Source organism: Synechocystis salina LEGE 00031, assembly GCF_015207985.1.
Lineage (GTDB): Bacteria > Cyanobacteriota > Cyanobacteriia > Cyanobacteriales > Microcystaceae > Synechocystis > Synechocystis salina.
In genome coordinates this window covers 1-23,187 of the sequence record NZ_JADEVV010000026.1, presented here as the reverse complement: position 1 = coordinate 23,187, position 23,187 = coordinate 1, and the positions used below count along the sequence as shown (strand labels likewise).

At 48.1% G+C, this 23,187-nt stretch carries 22 protein-coding genes, 1 tRNA gene and 1 pseudogene; 15 read left to right on the top strand and 9 right to left on the bottom strand.

The features are described from left to right. Positions 1-70 precede the first annotated feature (70 nt). Complete coding sequence (locus IQ217_RS10375; RefSeq protein WP_194019881.1) at positions 71-1,207, top strand: glycosyltransferase; 1,137 nt, start codon at positions 71-73, stop codon at positions 1,205-1,207. Positions 1,208-1,298: 91 nt separating this feature from the next. Here the strand turns inward: IQ217_RS10375 and gnd are convergent, their stop codons facing one another. Then, positions 1,299-2,747, bottom strand: coding sequence for a decarboxylating NADP(+)-dependent phosphogluconate dehydrogenase (gnd, locus tag IQ217_RS10370; protein ID WP_476718271.1), 1,449 nt, complete (start codon positions 2,745-2,747; stop codon positions 1,299-1,301). A gap of 227 nt (positions 2,748-2,974) precedes the next feature. Here gnd and IQ217_RS10365 point away from each other — a divergent pair, with 227 nt between their 5' ends. The 6 genes from IQ217_RS10365 (at position 2,975) to IQ217_RS10340 (ending at position 7,622) form a co-directional block, all read left to right on the top strand. Then, entirely contained in the window at positions 2,975-4,180 is a 1,206-nt protein-coding gene (locus IQ217_RS10365; RefSeq protein ID WP_194019879.1) for an SGNH/GDSL hydrolase family protein, read from the top strand. A 93-nt stretch (positions 4,181-4,273) separates the two neighbouring features. Then, on the top strand, positions 4,274-5,434 hold the full coding sequence (locus IQ217_RS10360) for a cysteine desulfurase family protein (protein WP_194019878.1): 1,161 nt from the start codon (positions 4,274-4,276) through the stop codon (positions 5,432-5,434). Between the two features lie 27 nt (positions 5,435-5,461). Beyond that, positions 5,462-6,139, top strand: a complete 678-nt coding sequence (locus IQ217_RS10355) for a ComF family protein (protein ID WP_194019877.1) — start codon at positions 5,462-5,464, stop codon at positions 6,137-6,139. Between the two features lie 105 nt (positions 6,140-6,244). Next, on the top strand, positions 6,245-6,859 hold the full coding sequence (locus IQ217_RS10350) for a L,D-transpeptidase (protein ID WP_194019876.1): 615 nt from the start codon (positions 6,245-6,247) through the stop codon (positions 6,857-6,859). 123 nt (positions 6,860-6,982) lie between these two features. Further along, positions 6,983-7,303, top strand: a complete 321-nt coding sequence (locus IQ217_RS10345; protein ID WP_194019875.1) for a DUF433 domain-containing protein — start codon at positions 6,983-6,985, stop codon at positions 7,301-7,303. After that, complete coding sequence (locus tag IQ217_RS10340; protein WP_194019874.1) at positions 7,287-7,622, top strand: DUF5615 family PIN-like protein; 336 nt, start codon at positions 7,287-7,289, stop codon at positions 7,620-7,622. Before IQ217_RS10345 ends, IQ217_RS10340 begins: the two co-directional genes overlap by 17 nt. A gap of 142 nt (positions 7,623-7,764) precedes the next feature. On the opposite strand, the gene IQ217_RS10335 is transcribed toward IQ217_RS10340, so the two are convergent. Then, positions 7,765-8,409, bottom strand: a complete 645-nt coding sequence (locus tag IQ217_RS10335) for a Uma2 family endonuclease (protein ID WP_194019873.1) — start codon at positions 8,407-8,409, stop codon at positions 7,765-7,767. 342 nt (positions 8,410-8,751) lie between these two features. On the opposite strand from IQ217_RS10335, the gene bchB reads away from it, so the two are divergent. Beyond that, on the top strand, positions 8,752-10,278 hold the full coding sequence (bchB, locus tag IQ217_RS10330) for a ferredoxin:protochlorophyllide reductase (ATP-dependent) subunit B (protein ID WP_194019872.1): 1,527 nt from the start codon (positions 8,752-8,754) through the stop codon (positions 10,276-10,278). A gap of 194 nt (positions 10,279-10,472) precedes the next feature. Further along, complete coding sequence (locus tag IQ217_RS10325; RefSeq protein WP_190597552.1) at positions 10,473-11,153, top strand: potassium channel family protein; 681 nt, start codon at positions 10,473-10,475, stop codon at positions 11,151-11,153. 11 nt (positions 11,154-11,164) lie between these two features. Here the strand turns inward: IQ217_RS10325 and IQ217_RS10320 are convergent, their stop codons facing one another. Both IQ217_RS10320 and IQ217_RS10315 read right to left on the bottom strand, forming a co-directional pair. Beyond that, a complete protein-coding gene (locus tag IQ217_RS10320; RefSeq protein ID WP_194019871.1) occupies positions 11,165-12,784 on the bottom strand; it encodes an iron uptake porin in 1,620 nt (539 codons plus the stop codon). 167 nt (positions 12,785-12,951) lie between these two features. Further along, positions 12,952-14,358, bottom strand: a complete 1,407-nt coding sequence (locus IQ217_RS10315; protein ID WP_194019870.1) for a sugar porter family MFS transporter — start codon at positions 14,356-14,358, stop codon at positions 12,952-12,954. Between the two features lie 296 nt (positions 14,359-14,654). On the opposite strand from IQ217_RS10315, the gene secD reads away from it, so the two are divergent. The 3 genes from secD to lpxD all read left to right on the top strand — a co-directional run bounded on the left by secD (position 14,655) and on the right by lpxD (position 18,279). Then, complete coding sequence (gene secD, locus IQ217_RS10310) at positions 14,655-16,070, top strand: protein translocase subunit SecD (protein WP_194019869.1); 1,416 nt, start codon at positions 14,655-14,657, stop codon at positions 16,068-16,070. A gap of 54 nt (positions 16,071-16,124) precedes the next feature. Next, positions 16,125-17,072 (top strand): protein translocase subunit SecF, encoded by a 948-nt coding sequence (gene secF / locus IQ217_RS10305; RefSeq protein ID WP_194019868.1) that lies wholly within the window; start codon positions 16,125-16,127, stop codon positions 17,070-17,072. A gap of 172 nt (positions 17,073-17,244) precedes the next feature. Then, positions 17,245-18,279: a UDP-3-O-(3-hydroxymyristoyl)glucosamine N-acyltransferase gene (lpxD, locus tag IQ217_RS10300; RefSeq protein WP_194019867.1), complete on the top strand. Its 1,035-nt coding sequence runs from the start codon at positions 17,245-17,247 to the stop codon at positions 18,277-18,279. 107 nt (positions 18,280-18,386) lie between these two features. On the opposite strand, the gene rplT is transcribed toward lpxD, so the two are convergent. The 4 genes from rplT to trhO all read right to left on the bottom strand — a co-directional run bounded on the left by rplT (position 18,387) and on the right by trhO (position 20,688). After that, positions 18,387-18,740, bottom strand: a complete 354-nt coding sequence (gene rplT, locus IQ217_RS10295) for a 50S ribosomal protein L20 (protein ID WP_028947990.1) — start codon at positions 18,738-18,740, stop codon at positions 18,387-18,389. Between the two features lie 140 nt (positions 18,741-18,880). Continuing rightward, positions 18,881-19,084 (bottom strand): 50S ribosomal protein L35, encoded by a 204-nt coding sequence (gene rpmI / locus IQ217_RS10290; protein ID WP_190597561.1) that lies wholly within the window; start codon positions 19,082-19,084, stop codon positions 18,881-18,883. A 70-nt stretch (positions 19,085-19,154) separates the two neighbouring features. Beyond that, positions 19,155-19,886 carry a RadC family protein gene (gene radC, locus IQ217_RS10285; protein WP_190597563.1) on the bottom strand — a complete coding sequence of 244 codons (732 nt, stop codon included), beginning with the start codon at positions 19,884-19,886 and terminating at the stop codon, positions 19,155-19,157. Beyond that, complete coding sequence (gene trhO, locus IQ217_RS10280) at positions 19,876-20,688, bottom strand: oxygen-dependent tRNA uridine(34) hydroxylase TrhO (protein ID WP_194019866.1); 813 nt, start codon at positions 20,686-20,688, stop codon at positions 19,876-19,878. The genes radC and trhO overlap by 11 nt, the downstream gene beginning before the upstream one ends. Before the next feature lie 91 nt (positions 20,689-20,779). Between trhO and IQ217_RS10275 the strand changes: the two genes are divergently transcribed. Then, positions 20,780-20,852, top strand: a tRNA-Ala gene (locus tag IQ217_RS10275). 57 nt (positions 20,853-20,909) lie between these two features. On the opposite strand, the gene IQ217_RS10270 is transcribed toward IQ217_RS10275, so the two are convergent. Beyond that, positions 20,910-21,173: a hypothetical protein gene (locus tag IQ217_RS10270; RefSeq protein ID WP_194019865.1), complete on the bottom strand. Its 264-nt coding sequence runs from the start codon at positions 21,171-21,173 to the stop codon at positions 20,910-20,912. 357 nt (positions 21,174-21,530) lie between these two features. Here IQ217_RS10270 and IQ217_RS19505 point away from each other — a divergent pair. Together IQ217_RS19505 and IQ217_RS10260 are read left to right on the top strand one after the other, a co-directional pair. Further along, positions 21,531-21,617, top strand: a pseudogene (locus tag IQ217_RS19505) (helix-turn-helix domain-containing protein); the annotation flags it as partial. Between the two features lie 64 nt (positions 21,618-21,681). Beyond that, the gene (locus IQ217_RS10260) at positions 21,682-23,034 is read left to right on the top strand and encodes a hypothetical protein (protein WP_194019864.1); all 1,353 of its coding nucleotides are present in this window, start codon (positions 21,682-21,684) and stop codon (positions 23,032-23,034) included. The last annotated feature ends 153 nt before the right edge of the window (positions 23,035-23,187 follow it).

Below are 23,187 nucleotides of genomic sequence, written 5' to 3'. Positions count from 1 at the left end.
TCGCCGGAATCTGGATCGTGCTTGTTGTTTTGTTGAATTTTGTCGACTTGATTTATCCCCCCATCTAGCCATGCGTGTTGCCCTGTTTACGGAAACCTTTTTGCCCAAAATTGATGGAATTGTCACCCGTCTGAAGCACACAGTGGAAAATCTGCAGCGCCAAGGCCATCAGGTGTTGGTCTTCTGTCCGGAGGGGGGGCTCAAGGAATATAAGGGGGCAAAAATCCAGGGAGTGAAGGGCATGCCTTTACCCCTTTACCCAGAACTGAAGCTAGCTTTTCCGTCGCCCCAAATTAAACAGGCCCTGCTGAAATTCAAACCGGACCTGATTCATGTGGTCAATCCGGCGGTATTGGGTTTGGGGGGCATCTATTACGCTAAGCATTTGCATATTCCCCTGGTGGCTTCCTATCACACCCATTTACCCCAATATTTGCAACATTATGGGCTGGGGGCCCTGGAAGGGGTGCTGTGGGAACTGTTAAAGCTAGCCCATAACCAAGCGGAATTAAATCTTTGCACTTCCTCCGCCATGGTGCAGGAATTGGTCAACCACGGCATTGAACGGGTGGATCTATGGCAACGGGGGGTAGATACGGAACTGTTTCAGCCCCACCTAAAGTCGGCGCAAATGCGGCAAAAATTGTCCCAGGGTCACCCCGATGCCCCCCTATTTTTATATGTGGGCCGGGTTTCGGCAGAAAAACAAATCGATGAAATTAAGCCTGTGCTCGAAGCTATTCCCCAGGCCAGGCTGGCGATCGTCGGGGATGGGCCGAATCGGAAAAATTTAGAAGCCCATTTTGCTGGTACGAATACCTATTTTGCGGGTTATATGCAGGGATTAGAGTTGGCGGCGGCCTTTGCTTCCGCCGATGCGTTTATTTTTCCTTCCCGCACTGAAACCCTGGGCCTAGTGCTCTTGGAAGCCATGGCGGCGGGCTGTCCTGTGGTAGCGGCGGCCTCCGGGGGGATTTTGGATATTGTCACCGATGGTGAAAACGGTTATCTCTTTGATCCCAGTATGGCAGGGGGAGTGGTGCAGGCTACCCAACGGTTAATGTCCGCCACAGGCGATCGAGAACTGTTACGACAAAATGCCCGGCAAGAAGCGGAACGATGGGGTTGGCCAGCGGCCACAAGCCAGTTAGTGGATTACTACCAACAAGTAGCCCATGGAGAAAATGATGCCCCCTTAGCGGCTTAGGGCAGAGCTTGCCCCTTGGCAATGGCTGGAATTAGTGGCATCAACTTTTTCCCCCCAGGGTTGGGGGGTGATCGTCAGTAACACAAAGAAACTAATCAAGCCATTCCGTGTGGAAAAATTCTCCCCTGGGCTTATCAGTGCGTTCATAGGTGTGGGCCCCAAAGTAATCCCGTTGCGCTTGGGTTAGGTTTTGGGGAAGCACCGCCCGCCGATAACTGTCAAAGTAATCCAACGAGGAACTAAAGGCCGGCACCGCAATGCCCATTTCGTTAGCCAGCATTAACACTTCCCGCCATGGCCCCTGGCGATCCAAAATACTTTGCTTGAATTCTGGAGCCAGGAGCAGATTAGGTAACTGGGGATTATCCTTAAAAGCTTTCTTGATCTTGTCCAAAAAGCCAGCTCGAATAATGCAACCCCCTTTCCAAATGCGGGCAATTTCCGGCAGGTTAACGTCATAACCAAATTCCTGGGAAGCTTTGGCGATTAAGGCCATGCCCTGGGCATAGGAACACATTTTCGAGCAGTAGAGAGCATCCCGCACCTTGGGAATCCAGGCTTCCACGTCACCACTAAAAGTTTTACCAGGGCCAGACAGTTGGCCCGAAGCAGCCACCCGTTCCTCTTTGAGAGAGGACATTACCCTGGCATTGACAGCGGCGTAAATAGTGGGAATGGGAACACCCAACTCCAGGCCACTCATCACTGTCCAGCGTCCTGTACCCTTTTGCCCCGCCGCATCGAGGATGTAGTCAATTAAATGTCCTCCAGTTTCGGGATCTTTTTTAGCAAAAATGTCGGTGCTGATCTCAATCAGGAAAGAATTCAGTTCATCAGTTTGATTCCATTGGCCAAAAACTTCGTGGAGTTTTTCGTTACTCAAGCCCAAGCCGTTTTTCAAAATGTCGTAGGCTTCGGCGATCAGTTGCATATCGCCATACTCAATGCCGTTATGCACCATTTTGACGTAATGCCCCGCCCCTCCAGGCCCAATGAAGGTCACACAGGCAGGATTGTCGGGATCTTCCACTTGGGCGGCAATTTTAGTCAGAATCGGTTCCAATTCCTTATAGGCGGTGGGGGTGCCCCCGGGCATCAAGCTAGGGCCCAGCAATGCGCCTTCTTCCCCTCCACTGACCCCCATACCAACAAAGCCTAGGCCAGTGGCTTCCAAATCCTTGGTGCGACGCTCCGTATCTTCATAGAGGGAGTTGCCACCATCGATGATCATGTCCCCTGCTTCTAAAAGGGGTTTCAGCTCATCGATCACCGCATCCACGGGCCCCCCAGCTTTGACCATTACGAGGATTTTGCGGGGGCGTTCTAACAGTTGGACAAATTCTTCTACGGTGTAGGCGGCTTTAATGTCTTTGTCCACAGCCCTTTCGGCCATGAATTTTTCAGTTTTGTTGGGGGAACGGTTATAGACGGCGATGGGAAAGCCTCGACTTTCCACGTTGAGGGCGAGATTTTCCCCCATTACTGCCAGTCCAATTACCCCAAAAGTTCGCTTAGTCATAATAGCTACGTTAGATTGCACAGTCGGGCAAGGTTAATTTCCTTAAGGGTACATCGCATTTTTTATTTGCTACCTCTGGGGAAAATTTTTTCGCTGGGAATAGACGAAACCATTAGTAAAAAGGGAAATTTTCCCATGGTTGCCAGGATTCACTGGGGATTTCCCAAGGGTCGGATGGTGCTTAGATATAGTTGAGGTCGATGTATATGCCTCAATAACTGAATTTCTCCGCAATCGTTTTATCCCCCATGGCAAAATCTCCTCAAAATAAACAGTGGTTGGCTAATACCCTACTGGTGCTGGGCAGTTTAGGTTTTGCGGTGGTGGTGGCGGAAGTGGCCCTAAGGCTGATGAGGGTTAGTTATCCCAGTTTTTACCAGGTAGATCCCCAACGGGGTCATAGCTTAATTCCCAATTTCACCGCCCGTTGGACCCATGAAGGCAATGGTTTAGTGAGCATTAACTCCGACGGCCTGCGCGATCGCCATTATGAAAAGGAGAAACCGGCGGATGCGTACCGCATTGTGGTGTTGGGGGATTCCTTTTCCGAAGCAATTCAGGTCAATGAAGATGAGACCTATTGGAGTGCCATAGAAAAAAATTTGGCCTCCTGTGCTGGCTTAACGGGTAAAACGGTGGAGGTAATTAATTTTGGCGTGGGGGACTACGGCACTGCCCAGGAATATTTAACCCTCCGGCACCATGCTATTGAATACCAACCGGATTTAGTATTGCTACAAATTTTCACCGGCAATGACATTGTCAACAATTCTCGACAGTTAAGCCCCGGCGATCGCCTCGCGCCTTTTTGGGAAGAGATGGAAGGTAAATGGCAAATGAAGCTTGATTTTAGGGAAACAATGGCCTACCAACGGCGGGACAGTGCCCCAAGAAGATTGCTATACGGCTTGATCAATCGGGTGCGGCTGTTGCAGGTGCTCAATGAAGCCAAACGACAATGGGTCACCCAACGAACTCTAACCACCCAACAACAGGCTAATACTGACATCATTCCCGCTCTGGATTTCGATGTTAATTTATACCGAGAACCCACTGATCCCGCCTGGGAGCAAGCCTGGGCTGCGACAGAATCCCTGATAACGGCGACTAGTCAGCTAAGTAGGGAAGAAAAGGCTGATTTTCTAGCAGTGGTGATTAGTAATCCTCCCCAGGTGTACCCCGATCGCCAAGTGCGAGAACAATTAAAACAGTTGGGGGCGGAGAATTTGTTCTACCCTGACCAACGGTTGGCACAATTGGGGCAAAAGGAAAATTTTGCGGTGTTGACCCTGGCCGCAACCATGCAACAAAAGGCTGATGCTGAGCAGAGCTATTGGCACGGTTTTGATAACACCATTCCTGGGGTAGGCCATTGGAATATCCAGGGACACCAACTGGCCGGTCAGTTAATTGGCGATCGCCTTTGCCAAATGGTGACGGAGAAAGGAAAGTAAAACGTTATCTTGTAAATCTAAGTCCCGCCAAAGTTGAGCAGAATTAGTCAGCGAGCTAGAAACTGCCGGGACCAATGAGCCCAGGAAACCACCATGGAACGGCCCCTTTACTTCGATAACCACGCCACCACTGCCCTTGATGCCAGGGTGCTAGAAGCCATGTTTCCCTATTTCATGGAGCAGTATGGCAATGCCGGCAGTGCCCATTTTTATGGTTGGCAGGCCGAAGCGGCCATTAAACAGGCTAGGCAGGAAATTGCTGAGACCATGGGGGCCCAGCCGGAGGAAATTATCTTCACCAGTGGGGCCACGGAGGCCAATAACTTGGCCATTCGGGGAGTGGCAGAGGCCTACTTTGCCCAGGGTAAACATTTGGTGACGTTGGCCACGGAACATCAGGCCGTGTTAGCCCCCTGTCGTTATTTAGAATCCCTGGGGTTTGAGGTCACTTATTTACTTGTACAGCCCAATGGTTTAGTAAATTTAACCGAATTGGAAAAGGCTTTGCGTTCCGATACCATCCTTGTGTCCGTGATGGCGGCCAACAATGAGATTGGCGTGGTGCAACCCCTGGAGGAAATCGGCAGACTGTGTCAGCAAAAATCGATCATTTTCCACTGTGATGGAGCCCAAGCCCTGGGCAAAATTCCTCTTGATGTGCGGCAATTGAAGATTGATCTACTGTCTTTCACTGGGCATAAAATCCATGGCCCCAAAGGCATTGGGGGACTATATCGCCGTCAAAATCCCGGGGTTAGGCTAGCGCCCCAACTACTGGGGGGAGGACAGGAAGTTAATTTTCGTTCGGGAACTCTGCCGGTGCCCTTAATTGTCGGTTTAGCCAAAGCTTTGGCCATAGCGGCGGAAAACTTAGTTTCAGAAGGCGATCGCCAGCGGGCATTGCGGGATCAACTTTGGCAAGGTCTGGCAAAAATTAGCGGAATAGTGCTGAATGGGGACTATGAACAACGCTTACCGGGCAACCTCAATGTCAGTGTTACCGGAGTCGATCCCAAGGCGTTGCTGACCAGCTTACAACCTCGATTGGCCCTATCCTCCGGTTCTGCCTGTTCTTCCTATCGCACCGAAGCTTCCCATGTCTTATATGCCCTTGGCCGGGACAAAACCAGCGCCCAGGCAAGTCTGCGCTTTGGTTTAAGCCGCTTCACCACCCAGACAGAAATTAACCAGGCAATCGCCATTGTTACGGATACTGTGGCCCAATTACGGGCAGATGCCTCCAACTATGGTTAATTTCCCCGCCTCTGCATTCCATCTTCCATGTGGCAATCCATTCGCTCTCTTCTCTTTCAAAACCCCTGTCCCCTTTGTCAAAAACCTAGCAAAGATCAGTTTTGCCGGGATTGCACCGGACAAATTTTGAGCCACCGTTTACCCCCTCACCTGCGGCAATGGCAGGGGAATTTTCCCCGCTTTGTTTGGGGACAGTATGAAGGGCAACTGCGGCGGGCCTTAACGGTGATGAAATTTGAGCAACAGCCGGGCATCGGCCTCTGGTTGGGGGAACAGTTGGCAGAACAGTGGTTACAACAACCCCAGGCAAAGCTTAAAATACCGCCCCAGGTGGTGCCCATTCCCCTTAATAATCGTAAACAAGCCCAACGGGGATTTAATCAAGCGGAAAGAATTGCTGCCGGTTTTTGCCGCTTGACCCGCTACCCCCTGCACCCCCAGGCTTTACAACGGCCCAAGGATACCCAAGCTTTATTTGGTCTTAGCCCCGGCGATCGCCAACGGGAATTACAGTCCGCCCTTGTTACGGGGCCAGGCTTTAACACTCACCAGCCCTGGTTAATTTTGGATGACATTATTACCACCGGCACCACCGCCCTCGAAGCCCGCCGGGTAATGGAGCAAAGGGGCGCTAAGGTAATGGGCATCGTGGCGATCGCCACACCGTCTTTTTCCCGGCCCACGGAACTTGGACAGCGACGATAATGATCATTTAACATAATATTCTCATATATTTTCACCAGCCCGTATTTAATTTCGTATTGTTAAACCCCGTCGGTTTTCCTTCAATCATTTTCTAACCTTAATCCTATGCAGAAACAATTCTCTCCCCTAGCCCGTTTCGCCCTTTGGTTGGGTGGTGTTAGTTTGACTGCAACTAGTCTGGTTATCCCCAGCACCGTCCAGGCCCAAAGTAGTCTCAATGGGGGTAGTGCCATTCCTCCCCTCAAACCGATTCCCGAATCCACCTATATCCCCCCGGCGGCCCCCGTCAGCACTCCCACCAACCCAGACAGCCAGGCCTTGGCCACCCATATTGTCCTGGTGTTAGGGGAACGGCGGGTTTACGCCTACCAAAATGACAAAGTTTTGGCCAGTTATCCCGTGGCAGTGGGTAAAAAAGGCTGGGAAACTCCCCAAGGCAATTTCCAGGTCATCCAAATGGTAGAAAATCCTGTCTGGGAAAATCCCTGGAATGGCAAAAAAGTGGCCGCCAGCTTGGATGGCCCCATTGGTATCCGTTGGATCGGTTTTTGGAGTGATGGTAAAAATACCATTGGTTTCCATGGCACCCCGAAAAAACATGAACATTTCCTCGGCACAGCGGCTTCCCATGGTTGCGTCAGAATGCGGAATCAAGATGTAGTGGCTTTATTCGGCATGGTGCAAAATGGCACTCCAGTGCGGGTGGTGCAGAAAAAATAGATTGTTTAAACTGACTAAATCAAAACGGCGATCGTGTACAACCGTGAAGAATTCTATTCTCGGTTTCTGGGTTATAACCGGCGATCGCCACTGACCGCAATTTTGTACTAATTGGAGGTGCCGATGGCAACAACCTTAATCAATCATATTGACATCACTCCAGGAACCTGTGGGGGAAAACCCCGCATTGCTGGCCACAGGATCACAGTTCAGGACATCGTGATCTGGCACGAACGAATGGGACTATCTCCCGACGAAATCGTCCATCATTATCCTAGTATTACCCTGGCTGACGTTTATGCCGCCTTGTCTTATTACCACGATCACCTGGAAGAAATTAGACAAGGAATTGTGGAGGATGAAATTTTTGCTGAACAAATGCGATCCAGTACCCCTTCTTTGATAGAAGAAAAATTAAGAAAAATGCATGGCCAACAGAATTAAATTTCATCTTGATGAAAACATCAGCCATAGCATTGCCCTTGGCTTACGTCATCGCAGTCTTGATGTTACAACAACTCCAGAAGCTGGTCTGCTAGGGGTTTCTGATCAAGAGCAGTTACAGTTTGCTGCGTCTGAAGGCCGAGTAATTTTTACCCAAGATACTGACTTTTTAAAATTAGCTCAATCATTTCCCCATCATACTGGCATCGTTTATTGTTCTCAACGAAATAAGTCGATTGGTCAAATTATTCAAGGATTAGTCTTGATGTGGGAAATTCTCGAACCAGAAGAAATGTTTAATCACATTGAGTTTTTGTAGTCTGTTTACCGCAGGCAGATAATGATAAATACTTATGGCGATCGTGTCTAACCATTGAGGATGGTGTAAAAACACTCAAATCCTAACTACAGCAAACTTTTTCACAAAGTAAATACATTATGGTTAACGGAAGTATGTCTCTTTAGATATATTCCTGCAACCACTGTCGAAACTCACGACGTAAAGCACTCATAGGAATTACCTGGCTTTTTTTTAAACAAAGGGAAATTCCTTCAATAATGGGAATAGAGGGAAAAGCTTTGCTCATAAAAGAGTTAATGTATTTTCCTTCTTCCAGTAGACTAATTTCCAGTTTTCCATCTTCATATCGCCAAATTTCAGGAATGCCCAATGCCTCATAGGCACTGACCTGGGTAACAGAGGTGAAATCTACTTCGATCGCCAAATCGGGGACAGGATCAACATCTAAATTCAGCCGTTGTTTACCCACCATAGCTTGATAGTTGTCAATATAAAAACAATCATCAGGCTCAATACCTGCTTGCATAGGTCTGCTTTTAAAAGTAGTGGAGCCAAGGGATTCCCATTCCAGTCCTAATTCTTCTAGTAAAACCACAAGTAAATGGGAAATCAAAACTTTAGTGCGTTCATGGCCAGGTAAAGGCATCCGAAATTCTAAAACTTCCTTGTAATAAGCGATATGGGAATGACGATGTTCCCCTAAATCTTCCAAAATTTCCTCAAATTCCTGCCAGGAGATTTGATCCAGAATAATACGCTGACCCGGCTCAACTTTTATTTGGGCGATCGCAATTTTGACAGGCATAATCTCAAACTCCAACTTTGCATTGGCATTGGTTTAATCATAAATCGGAAAAAACAACTAACGACAGCCTCCGAGATTGTGCAAAATATACGGCGCTGACTTTGGAGTATTGACTCCCAGAACTTAAGGTTATGGTCATAAATACTTATGGAGATCGTGTCTAACCATTAAGAATTGTATGGTAAACCGTGGGCAAAATAATTAGAGCCATAAGCTAGAGGCTAATCCAGACAGGCATTACAGACTATTAATAGCGGAATTAAAATGTAAACCTGCCCCTCGACAAGGTTAAGGCTTTTACCGACAATTTGAGGGTGAATTACCTCCCCGGAGTCTGACCCTATGAAATTGGCCTATTGGATGTATGCTGGCCCCGCCCACATTGGCACTCTACGCATCGCCAGTTCTTTCAAAAACGTCCACGCCATTATGCACGCTCCGTTGGGGGATGACTATTTCAACGTGATGCGCTCCATGTTGGAACGGGAACAAAACTTTACCCCTGTCACCACTAGTGTGGTCGATCGCCAGGTGTTATCGAGGGGTTCCCAGGAAAAAGTGGTGGATAATATCGTCCGCAAAGATGGGGAAGAAGCGCCGGATTTGATTGTCTTGACCCCCACTTGCACCTCCAGTATTTTGCAGGAAGATTTGGAAAACTTTGTCGACCGGGCTCAAATGGATGCCCGCTGTGACGTGCTTTTGGCGGATGTGAACCATTATCGCTATAACGAATTGCAAGCTGGCGATCGTACCCTCAAGCAAATTGTGGAGTTTTACCTTAAAAAAGCCCGGAAACAGGGCAATTTGGCCACGCAAAAGACGGCCAAGCCATCGGTCAATTTAATTGGTTTCACCACCCTAGGGTTCCATAACCAACATGACTGCACTGAATTAAAGCGTTTAATGGCGGATCTCGGCATAGAAGTGAACCTAGTCCTACCGGAAAAAGCCACCGTGGACCAATTGGCCACAATTCCCCAAGCTTGGTTTAACCTCTGCCCCTATCGGGAAGTGGGCTTGATGACAGCAGAATATCTCAAAGAAGAATTTGCCATGCCCTATGTGGACATTACCCCCATGGGAGTGGTGGAAACGGCCCGTTGCATCCGCCAAATCCAACAGGTGCTAAATGACCAGGGTTTTGACCTTAATTACGAAGATTTCATCCAACAGCAAACCCGTCACGTTTCCCAAGCGGCCTGGTTTTCCCGCTCCATTGATTGTCAAAACCTCACCGGCAAAAAGGCCGTGGTCTTTGGGGACAACACCCATGCGGCCGCTATGACCAAAATTTTGGCTCGGGAAATGGGCATCCACGTTGTCCTAGCGGGAACCTATTGCAAATATGATGCCGATTGGTTCCGACAAGAAGTGGCCGAATACTGTGATGAAGTCTTGATTAGTGAAGACAATGGGGCGATCGCCGATGCCATTGCCCGGATCGAGCCGGCGGCCATTTTTGGCACCCAGATGGAACGGCACGTGGGTAAACGGCTAGATATTCCCTGTGGCGTGATTGCGGCCCCCATCCATATCCAGAATTTCCCCTTGGGCTATAAGCCATTCTTGGGCTACGAAGGCACCAACCAAATCGCTGACTTGGTGTACAACTCCTTCACCCTGGGCATGGAAGACCATCTGTTGGAAATTTTCGGTGGCCATGACACTAAGGAAGTGATCACCAAAGGTATTTCCAGTGACTCCGACCTCGGTTGGCACAGCACCGCCCAGGCTGAGTTGAATAAGGTACCAGGATTTGTGCGGGGTAAGGTCAAACGCAATACGGAAAAATTTGCTCGGGAGCGGGGCTTGTCAGAAATTACCCTGGAAGTAATGTATGCCGCCAAGGAAGCAGTGGGAGCCTAGGTCTTGTTAGGAAGGGGTTAATTTATCTTCTTCCACTAACCGAGTCAAACTAAGACAAGCTTGGAGCACTTTCACAAAGACTTTTCCCCATCACCGGCAGATGGGGAAAAATTTTCAGGCCGATGCCGAAAGCGACAGCCATCAATTTCACCTAACTTCCAGTACAATCAAGCCTGTGGCGCAAAGGGTGAAAAATGTACGTTCTGATCGGTGGCATGGGGGGCATTGGCTCCAACCTAGCCAAGAATTTGCTCAAAATGGGCCACACAGTGGCGGCGGTGGATACGGATCCCCAGGCCTGTCAGTATGCCCGGGAAAAAATTGGCGTCATGGCCTTTGAGGGTAGTGCAGTAAATACCTCAGTTTTACTAGAGGCGGGGGTCCGCAAAGCGGGGGCAGTGATTGCGGCGCTCCAGGAAGATGCCCTAAATTTGGCTTTGGTTACCCTATCAAAACATTATGGTGTGCCCCAAATTGTCGTCCGTATGAGTGATGGGGACTTTGCTGAACCCTACCGTTTAGCCGGAGCTACCCACATTATCAGTACCACAGAATTAACCCTCAACCGGGTGATTAATGCCATTGAGTATCCCCAAGTGGATGCCATGATGCACTTTGAACAGGGACAAATTGAAGTGCTTAAACTCTCCATTCCTCCCAATTGCAGTATTGTGGGCCGCAGTGTGGCGGCGATCGCCCAGGATCCCCGTTTTCCTTCCGGCACTCTGATTATTGGCTACCAGGCCAATGCCCATGAAGACTTAAAAATTCCCAACGGTAACACGTTGCTAGAGGATGGTTCCACCATTTTGGCCGTGACCAAACCGGAGTTGGTGCGGCAGTTAATCGATTTTATGGGACTGTGCCAGTCTTAATGGCTGAATTATCAGAACAAAAAGCTGGTGCGTATATGCCCCACATATTGGGTGGCGTTATTGCTGTTGGCTTCGGGATTAAGCACTACCCAAAATCCGGGAGTGATGGAAATGTTGTCATTGATTTGAATGCGGTAAAACGCCTCCAAATGGTAGGGGGTGGTTTGTCCCACTGCTCCAGGTAAGTTACTAGCCGTGACTGTGGGAGGAATACCCAAGGCAATGCCCGGTAAATTCCCTTCTCCCCCCACATCGGGGAAACTAATGCCAAGCAAACCATACCAAATGGCGGAACGATTCCAGGACACTTCCCTCACCACTGTGCCCCCCACTCCATCGGACAAGTTGCTCATGCCGCCTCCCTGGGCCTGGGCATCCACATAGCCGCCCCAGGCATGGATCTGCACCTGGGGAGTGATGCGATAGTATCCTTGCAATGTGTAAAAATCCCCCGCCGTGGCGATCGCCTCTCCGAAGGGTTGAATAGCCAGGAAACTACCGGTGCCCGCCATTAAATTGGTCTCCCCAGCGGGGAAATAGGAACGGGAATAGGTGAACCCAATGCCCCCGTCAGATGTTTGATAGGCTAATTGACCGAGGGCATGGTGCCCACCATTAAACAGGCCGTTGCCACTGTCTGGATCGTTGGGGTTAGTGGCCAGGTAACCCGCACTCAATTGCAAGGTCGGAGTTATCTGCCAATTGAAGCCAGCCCCTCCCCCTCCCCGACGGTAAACAGGATCGTATTCGCCAAAGCGGGAAGGAATACCCAGGGCATCATCGGCAATGGTGGGGGGCGTCAACGTATCCACCAAATCCGTGTAGCCCACCCCCACGGAACCTAGACGTAGGGTGAGATTATCGGTCAGAGGAGTGCGATACCAAAGATGGGTCACTTCCACATTATTGTTGGAATTATCGTCATAGTTAAAACGGGTCATATTGGTGCCAGTTTGCGCCACTCCGTTGAAGAAATTGGAGAATTGTAAACGAGTCCTGAGCAAATCTTTGCCGGTGAAACTGGTTTCCAAGTTAAAGCGCACCCGATAGGCTAGTTGGGGTTGAAATTGATTACTATCACCCCCCACCCGATCGCCAAACACATCATCAAAGGAAACAATGGTCTGACCATAAAGCTTTGTGGTGGTGGAAAACTGATGGTCTTCCAAAAAAGCAGTGCGAGTTTCTAGATTATCAACCCGGACTGCCAATTGTTTTAGCTCGGCTTGGAAATCCTGGGCTAATTTTTTTAGTAAATCTAAGTCCCCTTGAACCACGGAGACATTTTCCTGTAACAGTTGCTCAATGGTGCTTAAACAAGCATTTAATCCCGCTGTAAATTCATAACGACTAAGGGAACGATCGCCTCGGTAGGTGCGGTCTGGATAACCCACTAAACAACCGTAACGCTCCACCAAACTTTGCAAAGCGGCAAAGGCCCAATCATTGGGTTGCACATCTCGCAATTCCGCCACCGAGGTAATTTGATTAACTGTTTTGCCAGAATTGTCTCCCCCTAATTGGTAACGATTAACCGGGGCCAAGGGTTCATCCACAGGAACAGCTTGGGCATCACTGGGTAACATCGCTGTCAATCCACTGGCGATCGCCAAACCGCAAATCAAGCCCATGGATGTAGTCAATCTTGCTAATGACAATTCGGTACCCTCCCGGAAAAAACAAAGCCAGTGTTGGACGATTAAATTAATTTAGAAGGCAATTAGAGCGGAATTAAATTTCAATAAACTTAAGAGATTCAAACTAATGTCAATTAATTTGCTCCAGCATAGAAAATCAATTACATTTGCTCAAGGGTTTTGCCCTTAGTTTCCTTAACAAAAAACCAAATAAAGAAAATGGAAATGGCCGCTGAAGTGGCGTACAAACCATAAGCTGGCCCTAAACCCACCGTGTTCAGTAGAGGAGGAAACGTAGTGGAAATAATAAAGTTCGCAATCCACTGTACCCCCGCCGCCACCGATAGGGCCGCCGCCCGTATTTTGTTATTAAACATTTCTCCCAACAACACCCAAACAATGGGCCCCCAGGAAAAACCAAAACTAAACACATAAAGATTGGCTGTCACCAGGGCAATTACCCCAGCGGTACCGGTGAGGGTGGGTTGCCCATTAACCACCGTCGCCCCGGCAAACACCATCGAGAGGATGCCCAGGGTAATGGTCATACCAATGGAGCCCATCAGCAACAAAGGCTTACGGCCAAAACGATCCACAAAGGCGATCGCCACTAGGGTGGTGAGGATATTGATAAAACCGGTGATTACAGTGATCAATAGGGATTTTTCTTCGGTAAAACCCACCGATCGCCAGAGCACACTGCTGTAATAAAAAATCACGTTAATGCCAACGAATTGTTGCAGGGCCGATAGCCCCATACCAATCCAGACAATGGGCAACAGTCCTCCCCGACGACTGAGCAGATCACGAAAGCGGGGTTTGTGGTCTAGATTGACCGTTTGTCGAATTTCTTCAATGCGACCGGCCACGTCTCCCCCCTCCACCTTATGCAAAATGGCCGCCGCCTTTTCTTCCTGGCCCAAAGCCACCAAATACCGGGGAGATTCAGGAATCAAGAAAGCACAAATGCCGTACAGGAGGGCAGGGATTAGCTCTGTCCAGAACATCCAACGCCAGGCCGCCGCACCGAATATCCAGGTATTTTGGGCCGATCCCCCTGCCATCGAGGCAATAAACCAATTACTCAACAGAGCAATGAAAATACCGGAGACAATGGCCAACTGTTGCAAAGAACCTAAACGCCCCCGCAGATGGGCCGGTGATACTTCCGCAATGTAGGCTGGCGCAATCACACTAGCGGCCCCCACCCCAATCCCGCCTAATACCCGCCAGAAAATAAAATCCCAGATGGTGAAAGGTAAGCCTGATCCAATGGAACTGAGGGTAAATAGTACCGCCGCCAGAATCATTGTTTTGACCCGTCCATGGCGATCGGCGATCGGGCCGGCACCAAAGGCCCCCAATGCGGATCCCAACAGGGCTAGAGACACTGATAAACCCGTTAAAAGGCTGTCAGTCTGAAAATGTTTTTGTAGGGCTGCCACGGCCCCATTGATCACCGCTGTGTCAAAGCCAAACAGAAACCCCCCCAGGGCCGCTACTCCCGAAATCAGGAGGACAAACTTAACGTTAGCCGTAGATTGGGGAGGGGAAGGGGAGGAATTCATGTTAAGCAGAAATTTAAGAAGTTAGCCTATGGCAAGTTGCGCTTGCCCAAGAACTAAATCCTATCAAGTAAAAAAACTTTGTCATGAATTCTTAATTAAATGTTGCAAAACACTGCCATGGAAAACCATGAACAAAACTAGTTCAAGATGACCATGGGTCCATGGAAGGGAATTTTTTAATATTGAAACAATTTCATTATTTTGCTCGCCGTTGTTGCTTTCGGCCCCAGGCGATTGCCTAGGGATTGACCCGTGGCACGATAGAATCGAACATTGTTCCCGATCAATTCCTTTCCATGCAAAGACTGCGTTGGCTACTGCTTTTAATTGTCGTCTTGGTCATTGGGGCCAGTTTTGTGCTGGCCAAGTTGCCCCTGCAACTGGGTTTAGACCTACGGGGGGGCGCCCAGTTAACTATTGAAGTCCAACCCACCGCAGAAATTCCCCAAATTGACAACGATAGTTTGGTGGCAGTAAAAACAGTGATTGAAAACCGGGTCAATGCCCTGGGGGTGTCGGAACCCTTGGTGCAAACTGCTGGGGAAGATAAAGTGGTGGTGCAACTGCCTGGAGTAACCGATCCGGGTCAGGCGGAAAGGATTTTGGGGGGGACAGCCCAGTTAGAATTTCAGCAGCAACGGCCGGGTACAGAGGGAGAATTTCAAGCGGAATACAGCATTAAACGCCAACTAGATGCGGAACTAGAAAATCTCCGCCGCTCCGGTGCTTCCCCGGAAAATAGCGATCGCCTCCAGCAATTGTTGGCAGAACGGGAACAGTCCAACCAAGCTTTGCTGGCGCTGTTTGAACCCATGGGACTAACGGGTAAAAACCTCACTGATGCCCGCCCCAGTCCCAACCAATCTGGTACTGCGTGGGAAGTGGCCCTCCGGTTTGAAGAAGAAGGGGGAAAGAAATTTGCTGAGTTAACCCAAGCGGTGGCCGGTACAGGACGGAGCTTAGGCGTGTTTTTGGATAATGACTTGATCAGTGCTCCGGTGGTGGGAGTGGAATTTGCTAATACAGGTATTACCGGGGGAGCGGCGGTCATTACGGGGAACTTCACCATCGACACAGCCAATGATCTGGCGGTGCAACTGCGGGGCGGCTCCCTACCATTCCCGGTGGAAGTGGTGGAAAATCGCACAGTGGGGGCTACGTTGGGGCAGGAAAGCATCCGGCGCAGTTTGGTGGCGGGATTCGTTGGTTTAGCCCTGGTGCTGATTTTTATGGCGGTTTATTACCGTTTGCCCGGCATTGTGGCGGATGTCTCCCTGGTAATTTATGCAGTTTTGACCCTAGCGGCCTTTGCTTTGGTGGGGGTGACCCTGACCCTGCCCGGTATTGCCGGTTTTATCCTCAGCATTGGTATGGCAGTGGATGCCAATGTATTAATTTTTGAACGGACTAGGGAAGAATTGCGGGGGGGCAATACCCTCTATCGCTCGGTGGAATCGGGCTTTTTCCGAGCCTTTTCCAGTATTTTGGATAGTAATGTCACCACCCTGATTGCCTGTGCAGCCCTGTTTTGGTTTGGTTCCGGCTTGGTGAAAGGCTTTGCCCTCACCTTGGCGATCGGAGTCATGGTGAGTTTGTTTACTGCCTTGACCTGTAGCCGTACTCTTTTACTGGTGATTGTGCTCAGTCTGCCTAAGGTTCGTCAAAATCCCAAACTGTTTTGCCCTAATCTCTCGGTGCCAGCTAAATCATAAATTAACTGTTTACTAAAAATTCTTTTTCATTCTCCCTGACCAATCTTAAAAACTATGAAATTAGACCTGTTCAAATGGGAAAAACCGGCTTGGATTGCCTCTTCCCTTTTGGTGTTGATCAGTATCATCGCCATGGTAATTTCCTGGGTACAGTTCCAAGCGCCCTTTAAGCCCGGTCTGGATTTTGTCGGGGGCACCCGTTTGCAATTACAACTGGAATGCGCCAGTAAGAATAATTGCCCTGCGGCGATCGATGTGGCCAAGGTGCAGAATATTCTCAATGGAGTGGGCCTGGGTAACAGTAGTGTGCAGGTGATTGAGGACTATACCCTTTCCATCCGTCAACAAACTCTGGATGTGGAACAACGGGAAACGGTGCAGAAAGCACTGAATGAGGGCATCGGCAAGTTTGACCCGGAAACCATCCAAATCGACACCGTTGGCCCCACCGTGGGTAAGGCTTTATTCCGTTCTGGGGTGTTGGCTCTAGTGATTTCCCTCCTGGGCATTATTATTTATCTAACTATCCGTTTTCAGCTTGATTACGCTGTTTTTGCCATTGTGGCTCTGCTCTACGATGCGTTGATCACCATGGGGGCCTTTGCTATTTTTGGGCTACTGGGAGGGGTGGAAGTGGACAGTCTTTTCCTGGTGGCCTTACTGACCATTATTGGTTTTTCTGTCAATGACACCGTGGTAATTTACGACCGGGTGCGGGAAACCCTAGAGCGCCATCCCGACTGGGATATCAACCATGTGGTGGATGATGCTGTCAATCAAACCTTGACCCGTTCCATTAACACTTCTCTGACCACTTCTTTACCCCTGGTGGCGATCTTTCTTTTTGGGGGCGATAGTCTGAAATTCTTTGCTTTGGCTTTGATTATTGGCTTTGCTTCCGGTGTTTATTCCAGTATATTCATGGCCACTACCCTCTGGGCCTGGTGGCGTAAACGGCGATCGCCTCGGAGTCCTAAGGGAGAAGTGGTGGCAGAGGTTTAATTTTTCAACTTTGTCCTAATTAAGCCTGAATTTCCGCTCCCCTGCATTCCCCTGGTTATTAAGCTTGGGGAAATCCCCCAGACCAAAGTTGGCACCGGCAGCAAGGCAGCAGAAAGGTCAAAGCCTTATGGGAAAATGGTCACAATTTAGCTTTTAGCTTTGCCAATCTCCCATGGAATTTAGCCAACTCGTAGAACGTCTACAGCCCCAGATCCAAACCCACAGCCTAGAAAAATTTGGCGATCGCAATCCAACCATTGGGGGCGTTGCTGCCTTAACGGAGGCATTGCCGGGGCAAATTAGTTATGTCGATAGTGCCAAGTATGCGCCCCAAATGCAGGCGACCCAGGCCAGTGCGCTGATTTTACCCCTGGATGAAAAACTTCAAGCAGAAGCGGATGCCCAAGGCATAGCCTGGTGTGCCACCGCCCAACCCCGGTTGCTATTTGCGGCGGCGATCGCCGTTTTCTATCAGCCCTACCGTCCCCCGGCCGGTATCCATGGCACAGCAGTCATTGATCCCTCGGTGCAATGGGGGGAGGAGGTCAGTATTGGCCCCCATGTGGTGATTTATCCCAACGTGACCATTGGCGATCGGGTTTGCATCCACGGCAATGTAGTCATTTATCCAGGGGTTACCATTGGCAACGACACCATACTCCACGGTAACTGCACCATCCACGAACGGACGCAGATTGGCCAAGGTTGTGTAATCCACAGTGGTGCAGCGATCGGGGCAGAAGGTTTCGGCTTTGTGCCCACCCCTGAAGGTTGGTTCAAGATGGAGCAATCAGGCAAGGTGGTTTTAGAGGACGGGGTAGAAATTGGCTGTAATAGTGCGGTAGATCGTCCCGCCGTGGGGGAAACCCGCATCGGCAAAAATACTAAATTGGACAATATGGTGCATGTGGCCCATGGTTGTCGCATTGGCGAGGCCTGTGCCCTGGCCGGTCAAGTGGGCTTAGCCGGGGGAGTCACCATCGGTAACCGGGTTATCCTCGCCGGACAAGTGGGAGTAGCAGATAAATCCCAGATCGGCGACGGGGCGATCGCCTCTGCCCAAACGGGAATCCATGGCAAAGTGGGAGCCAAGGAAGTAGTTTGCGGCAGTCCCCACATGCCCCACAAGCTTTATCTCAAAGCCTCTACCATCTACAAACGTTTGCCGGAAATTTACGACACCCTGAAAAAATTGAAAAAAGTTTAATATTGCCCAACGAAAAACCCCACCCTAGATTACCGGGATGGGGAGTTTCTCTTTTAGGTTCAATTGTTTAAACCGGCCAGCCTTGCCCAAAGGGAAAATAAAGTTTTTTATTTCGCAGCGGCGGCTACTTTCACCACTTCACTAAAGGCGGCGGGGTCTAATACGGCCAACTGGGCCAACATTTTGCGGTTGATTTCAATGTTGGCTTTTTTCAATTGTCCGGTCAGCTTGCTGTAGCTCATGCCCTCTTGGCGAGCAGCGGCGTTGATGCGGGTAATCCACAGACGACGAAAATCCCGTTTACGCTTACGGCGATCGCGGTAGGCATTACGCAGGGCCTTCATCACCTGTTGGTTAGCGGTGCGGAAAAGTTTGGAGTGGGAACCCCGGAAACCTTTGGCTAACTTGAGAATCTTCTTGCGGCGTTTGCGGGCGACGTTGCCCCGTTTAACTCTGGTCATAGTAACTTTAAAAAACTAAAGATAATTCCAGCCCTGCCCGGGAAACTGGTTTGGGGTCAGAACCTTACTAAGATCTTCCCCATGCCAACTTCCCCTGGTACCTAGCTGAAAAGTGAGCAAAAATAGCGTTAACTACTCAATTACATATAGGGAAGCATGAGCCGGACATTTTTTTCATCGGCTTCATGCACCAAAGCAAGGTTGGAAAGACGACGATGGGTCTGTTCGGAACTCTTATGTTCCAATAGGTGATTTTTAAACGCTTTGCGACGGATAATCTTCTTGCCACTGCCGGTTGGGCGAAATCGTTTGGCGGCGGCTTTACGAGTTTTAAGTTTGGGCATAATGTGGCTGGTAATCGAACACAGTCTTCCACTATACCATGGCTAACCCAGACATTGGAATTTTTCTCCCCTAATCTCCCTGGGGAAAGCGTTCCCACAAATCTGTGCATTGCCGTAAACTCCGGTGCTTGCCGTGGCCCAAAATGAGATGATCCAATACCGGAATTTGCAAGTATTGAGCCCCCTGGAGTAGTAATTCTGTTAGCCGGATATCTTCCGGGCTTGGATCTAGCCCACCGGAGGGGTGATTATGGGCCACAATCAGCCTAGTGGCACCCTGTTTAATGACCTCACGAAAAATTTCCCTGGGGTGAATGAGAGTCTCTGTGGCGGTGCCAATGGTAATCACTTTGGTGGCTAGCAAACGGTTTTTCACGTCTAGCATGACGATGGCAAAATGTTCCTGGGCCTGCCACATCAAATCTTGACTCAAGGCAATCGCCGCTGCTTCTGGACTATCCACCACCATTTTTTCTAGAGGGCGACTTTGAAAGACCCGTTTACCCAATTCCACCGCCGCTAAAATTGTGGTGGCTTTAGCGGGGCCAATGCCGGGAAAAGCAATTAGTTCCTGGGGATGGATACTACGCAACACGTCCATGGGGTCCTGACGATTTTGTCCCAACTGTTGCAAGATATATTGTCCCAGTCCCACCGCCGACAGCTTACCTTTGCCCTGGCCTGTGGCCAATAGAATGGCAATCAATTCTGCATTACCCAGGTGCTTGGCCCCATATTTGAGCAGTTTTTCCCTGGGGCGTTCATCCTCCGGCAGATCGGCAATTCTCAGGCTATAGCTCATTACTCACCGCCACCGTTAAACCGCACTGGGGACAATGGCGCTCGCCAACACTGAGGGGATAACCACAACCGTCACAAAGGGCATGGGAACCCACCTTTAAACCTTCTTGCACCGCCACCCGTTGGTCAAAGACAAAACATTCCCCCTGCCACAAACTCTCTGCTGGGGACACAGTTTCCAGGTAATGTAGGATGCCACCCTGGAGATGGTAAACCTCCGAAAATCCCTCTGCCAGCAGATAGGCACTGGCTTTTTCACAGCGGATTCCCCCGGTGCAAAACATTGCTACTTTTTTATTTTTTTGCTGATCCAGATTATTTTTCACATAGTCGGGGAACTGACGAAATCTTTTGGTGCGGGGATTAATTGCTCCTTGAAAGGTGCCGATCGCCACTTCATAATCGTTGCGGGTATCAATCACCACCACATCGGGGTCTTGAAGCAGTTCATTCCACTGCTGGGGAGAAACATAGGTTCCCACCTGTTTTTCTGGAGTCACCTGGGGCAGGCCAAGGCTGACTATTTCGGGCTTAATTTTCACCTTCAGCCTTTGGAACGGAGTGGTTTCCGCCCAGGAATGACGCTGGGGCAAACTGGTTATACCCAAATCCGCCGCTATGGTTTTGACAATTTCCTCGATGGCTTCTGACTCACCGGCGATCGTGGCGTTGACCCCTTCCTCCGCCAACAGAATAGTTCCCTTTAGCCCCAGGCGATCGCATAACCCCTGCCAACGGCTTTGCTTTTCTGCCAAACAATCGAGCCGGGTGAAGTGGTAAAAAGTTGTTACCTGGTGAGCCATAGGAAAGCGGAAAAATCCTTGCTTGTTGTGAACTTCTATGGCTATAATAGCTGAGGTTTGTTACCAAAAGGCGTAGCATTCGCCAGTTCAAGGGGGTTTAGCTCAGTTGGTAGAGCGCCTGCTTTGCAAGCAGGATGTCAGCGGTTCGAGTCCGCTAATCTCCATATTTTCCTAATCCTGTTCCCTCTATGCGGCTAATCTATGCTAGCCCATTGGCAGACCTAATTACACCCTTCATCATCCCCAGAAAATTCCTTCACTGTCAGAGTCCATTTGTAGCCTTCCCCTTCAACATAACCACCCTGAAATTGGCAAGAATGTTGTTCACCTAGTTTGTCCAGGTCAATTAGGTCAATAGTGGCTAGCATTTCTAAGAACTCGGTAAGGGCATGGTTAAGGATGCTTTGCCTTAGATGACGGTCACAAGGGGCATCAATTCCTAACTGTTCTAAAGTGCTACGAATATCATCAATAAGTTCACTCATGGCTTACTCCTTTGTGGTTGTGTTTAAGTTGAACCGTTTCAATGTGAATGCTTGGGTCTACACCCTTACCCTTAGAGAGAAACGTATAGCCATACCCTTTGGTAGTTGAAGGTTAGCTATAGTCTCTCCCTGGATAAGGTAGGAGTAGATAGCATCACAGATAGTGGAGGGGGTTACGTTAAGGATTATGAATCTGTGTCTAGATACCCAGAGTGTTATGGCAAGATTGATGGTTAATGATTATCCTGGTAATGGGTATAGCTCAACTTAAAAGGAAAATGGTGCTAGAACGTTAGCGTGAGGGGAGAGCTAAGGCTGAAGGAATCCTATTAGAGCAAAGTAAGTAAGGAAGCCGCTAGGCTTGTAGGGGAAGGTAAGACTAAAGCCTATGTAGCAAGGGAGTTTGGGATTAGTAAGGCTACGGTGTATAAGGTACTTATCTAACTAGTTATTTGAATATTCTTCTAGATGTAAATTCGTAGTATGTTTCTTTTTTAGTTAAATAAAAATGAATAAAATTAATGTAAATACTCATTGGCTTAGCTCAATAGAAAAACCCGACAGCTCATGTTATTTAGTTCATTTAACAGATAAAGATAGCTTAAAAAAAATCTTAAAGTCCAATAAAAAAAATCATGGTGTAATTATATCTAAAAGAGGCAGAATATCTTTTACAGAAACACCTCTGCATGGACTTGGATTTTTTAGTAGAAGATGGCCTGATTATAAAGGAGGTCAAAATATAAGATATGGCTTAGGATTTACTAAACAATCTCTTATTAAATTGGGAGTTAAACAGGCTGTTTACTTAAATGGTGCCATAATAAAATCTGTTAAGAAAAATCTTTCAAAAGTAAAATCTTTAAGTGAGGAACAGAAAAAAGATATAGCTACAATTTGTACTTTGAATGTAAATGAGATAGAACTCATACTAGATGAATTGCAAAGAATCTCAACTGATAACGGTGAAATATATCAAAAAGGAGGATTTACATGGGAAAGAGAGTGGATATTACCTCTAGATGATATGGGAGCTTTTGAATTTGATTACCAAATGATAGAACTTATTTGTTGTCCTAAAGAAGAGCAAACAGAATTTTGGGAAATCATTAAGAATGTATATCCCATAAAGCCAGATTTTGAACAATCTATCCCTGTTAAATTGCACCGTAGAATGCGATTCGTTGATATAGACTTTCTTTATAAAAAAATAACTTATAATCTTGTTAATCTAGATGACTATCAAATTAATAGAAAGAGGTTTTCTCATTTTCTTACTACTGATTCTTTTTGTTTATTAAAGGGGCGGTATGGTTCTCAACAGGCCGTAGAAAAAATTAGAGATATTATATTCCTCGCTGATTTAAAGCAAGATAATTTTGTGAACGAATCATTACTGCGTCAAATAATTTTTCTTTCCTTTGACAAAAGTCTTAGTTTTTTAAAACAATGTATCCCTTTTTTTGAAAAAGACTCTGAAAATTATAACTATATATATGAATTTTATGAATTTGTTGACAGCTATGAATTGCTTAAATTAATTGTCTTAGATGAAAATAACTTAAGAAACAATATTATATTATCACTTATTGCTTTATTATTAGTTGGATTTGATAGTGTCGATGAATGCATACATTACATGATTAAGAAAGATAAAATTTGCTCAGTTAGATTTACAAATAACCTTGCGATTCTAACTGAGGATCCTGATTGGAAAGATATGTTTTGGAAATATCTTTATGATACTGAAGTAGTTATCAAAGAGAATTTGTTTAACTACCTAATTAATGTTGGGAGCATCCCACTTTTGCAAAAATCCTACTGGGCAAACTGTAAAGCAATTCTCAAAGCCTTATTCTGAAAGGCATCCAAGGATGAGTATTTATAGGCACTGTCCTTTTAAGGAGTGAAGTGGCAAAAGCCTCTACAGGTAAGTATTTCTGCAATTTCGACAGGGCGGTCAATGAAGCCCATGGCCATAGCCGGAGTGGTATTTTTTCCCAGACTTCCATGA

Excerpts from the sequence above, each read along its gene's own strand:
- IQ217_RS10375 (WP_194019881.1), top strand. The coding sequence starts at position 71 with ATGCGTGTTGCCCTGTTTACGGAAACCTTTTTGCCCAAAATTGATGGA.
- IQ217_RS10365 (WP_194019879.1), top strand. The coding sequence starts at position 2,975 with ATGGCAAAATCTCCTCAAAATAAACAGTGGTTGGCTAATACCCTACTG.
- IQ217_RS10360 (WP_194019878.1), top strand. The coding sequence starts at position 4,274 with ATGGAACGGCCCCTTTACTTCGATAACCACGCCACCACTGCCCTTGAT.
- IQ217_RS10355 (WP_194019877.1), top strand. The coding sequence starts at position 5,462 with ATGTGGCAATCCATTCGCTCTCTTCTCTTTCAAAACCCCTGTCCCCTT.
- IQ217_RS10350 (WP_194019876.1), top strand. The coding sequence starts at position 6,245 with ATGCAGAAACAATTCTCTCCCCTAGCCCGTTTCGCCCTTTGGTTGGGT.
- IQ217_RS10345 (WP_194019875.1), top strand. The coding sequence starts at position 6,983 with ATGGCAACAACCTTAATCAATCATATTGACATCACTCCAGGAACCTGT.
- IQ217_RS10340 (WP_194019874.1), top strand. The coding sequence starts at position 7,287 with ATGGCCAACAGAATTAAATTTCATCTTGATGAAAACATCAGCCATAGC.
- IQ217_RS10335 (WP_194019873.1), bottom strand. The coding sequence starts at position 8,409 with ATGCCTGTCAAAATTGCGATCGCCCAAATAAAAGTTGAGCCGGGTCAG.
- bchB (WP_194019872.1), top strand. The coding sequence starts at position 8,752 with ATGAAATTGGCCTATTGGATGTATGCTGGCCCCGCCCACATTGGCACT.
- IQ217_RS10325 (WP_190597552.1), top strand. The coding sequence starts at position 10,473 with ATGTACGTTCTGATCGGTGGCATGGGGGGCATTGGCTCCAACCTAGCC.
- IQ217_RS10320 (WP_194019871.1), bottom strand. The coding sequence starts at position 12,784 with ATGGGCTTGATTTGCGGTTTGGCGATCGCCAGTGGATTGACAGCGATG.
- IQ217_RS10315 (WP_194019870.1), bottom strand. The coding sequence starts at position 14,358 with ATGAATTCCTCCCCTTCCCCTCCCCAATCTACGGCTAACGTTAAGTTT.
- secD (WP_194019869.1), top strand. The coding sequence starts at position 14,655 with ATGCAAAGACTGCGTTGGCTACTGCTTTTAATTGTCGTCTTGGTCATT.
- secF (WP_194019868.1), top strand. The coding sequence starts at position 16,125 with ATGAAATTAGACCTGTTCAAATGGGAAAAACCGGCTTGGATTGCCTCT.
- lpxD (WP_194019867.1), top strand. The coding sequence starts at position 17,245 with ATGGAATTTAGCCAACTCGTAGAACGTCTACAGCCCCAGATCCAAACC.
- rplT (WP_028947990.1), bottom strand. The coding sequence starts at position 18,740 with ATGACCAGAGTTAAACGGGGCAACGTCGCCCGCAAACGCCGCAAGAAG.
- rpmI (WP_190597561.1), bottom strand. The coding sequence starts at position 19,084 with ATGCCCAAACTTAAAACTCGTAAAGCCGCCGCCAAACGATTTCGCCCA.
- radC (WP_190597563.1), bottom strand. The coding sequence starts at position 19,886 with ATGAGCTATAGCCTGAGAATTGCCGATCTGCCGGAGGATGAACGCCCC.
- trhO (WP_194019866.1), bottom strand. The coding sequence starts at position 20,688 with ATGGCTCACCAGGTAACAACTTTTTACCACTTCACCCGGCTCGATTGT.
- IQ217_RS10270 (WP_194019865.1), bottom strand. The coding sequence starts at position 21,173 with ATGAGTGAACTTATTGATGATATTCGTAGCACTTTAGAACAGTTAGGA.
- IQ217_RS10260 (WP_194019864.1), top strand. The coding sequence starts at position 21,682 with ATGAATAAAATTAATGTAAATACTCATTGGCTTAGCTCAATAGAAAAA.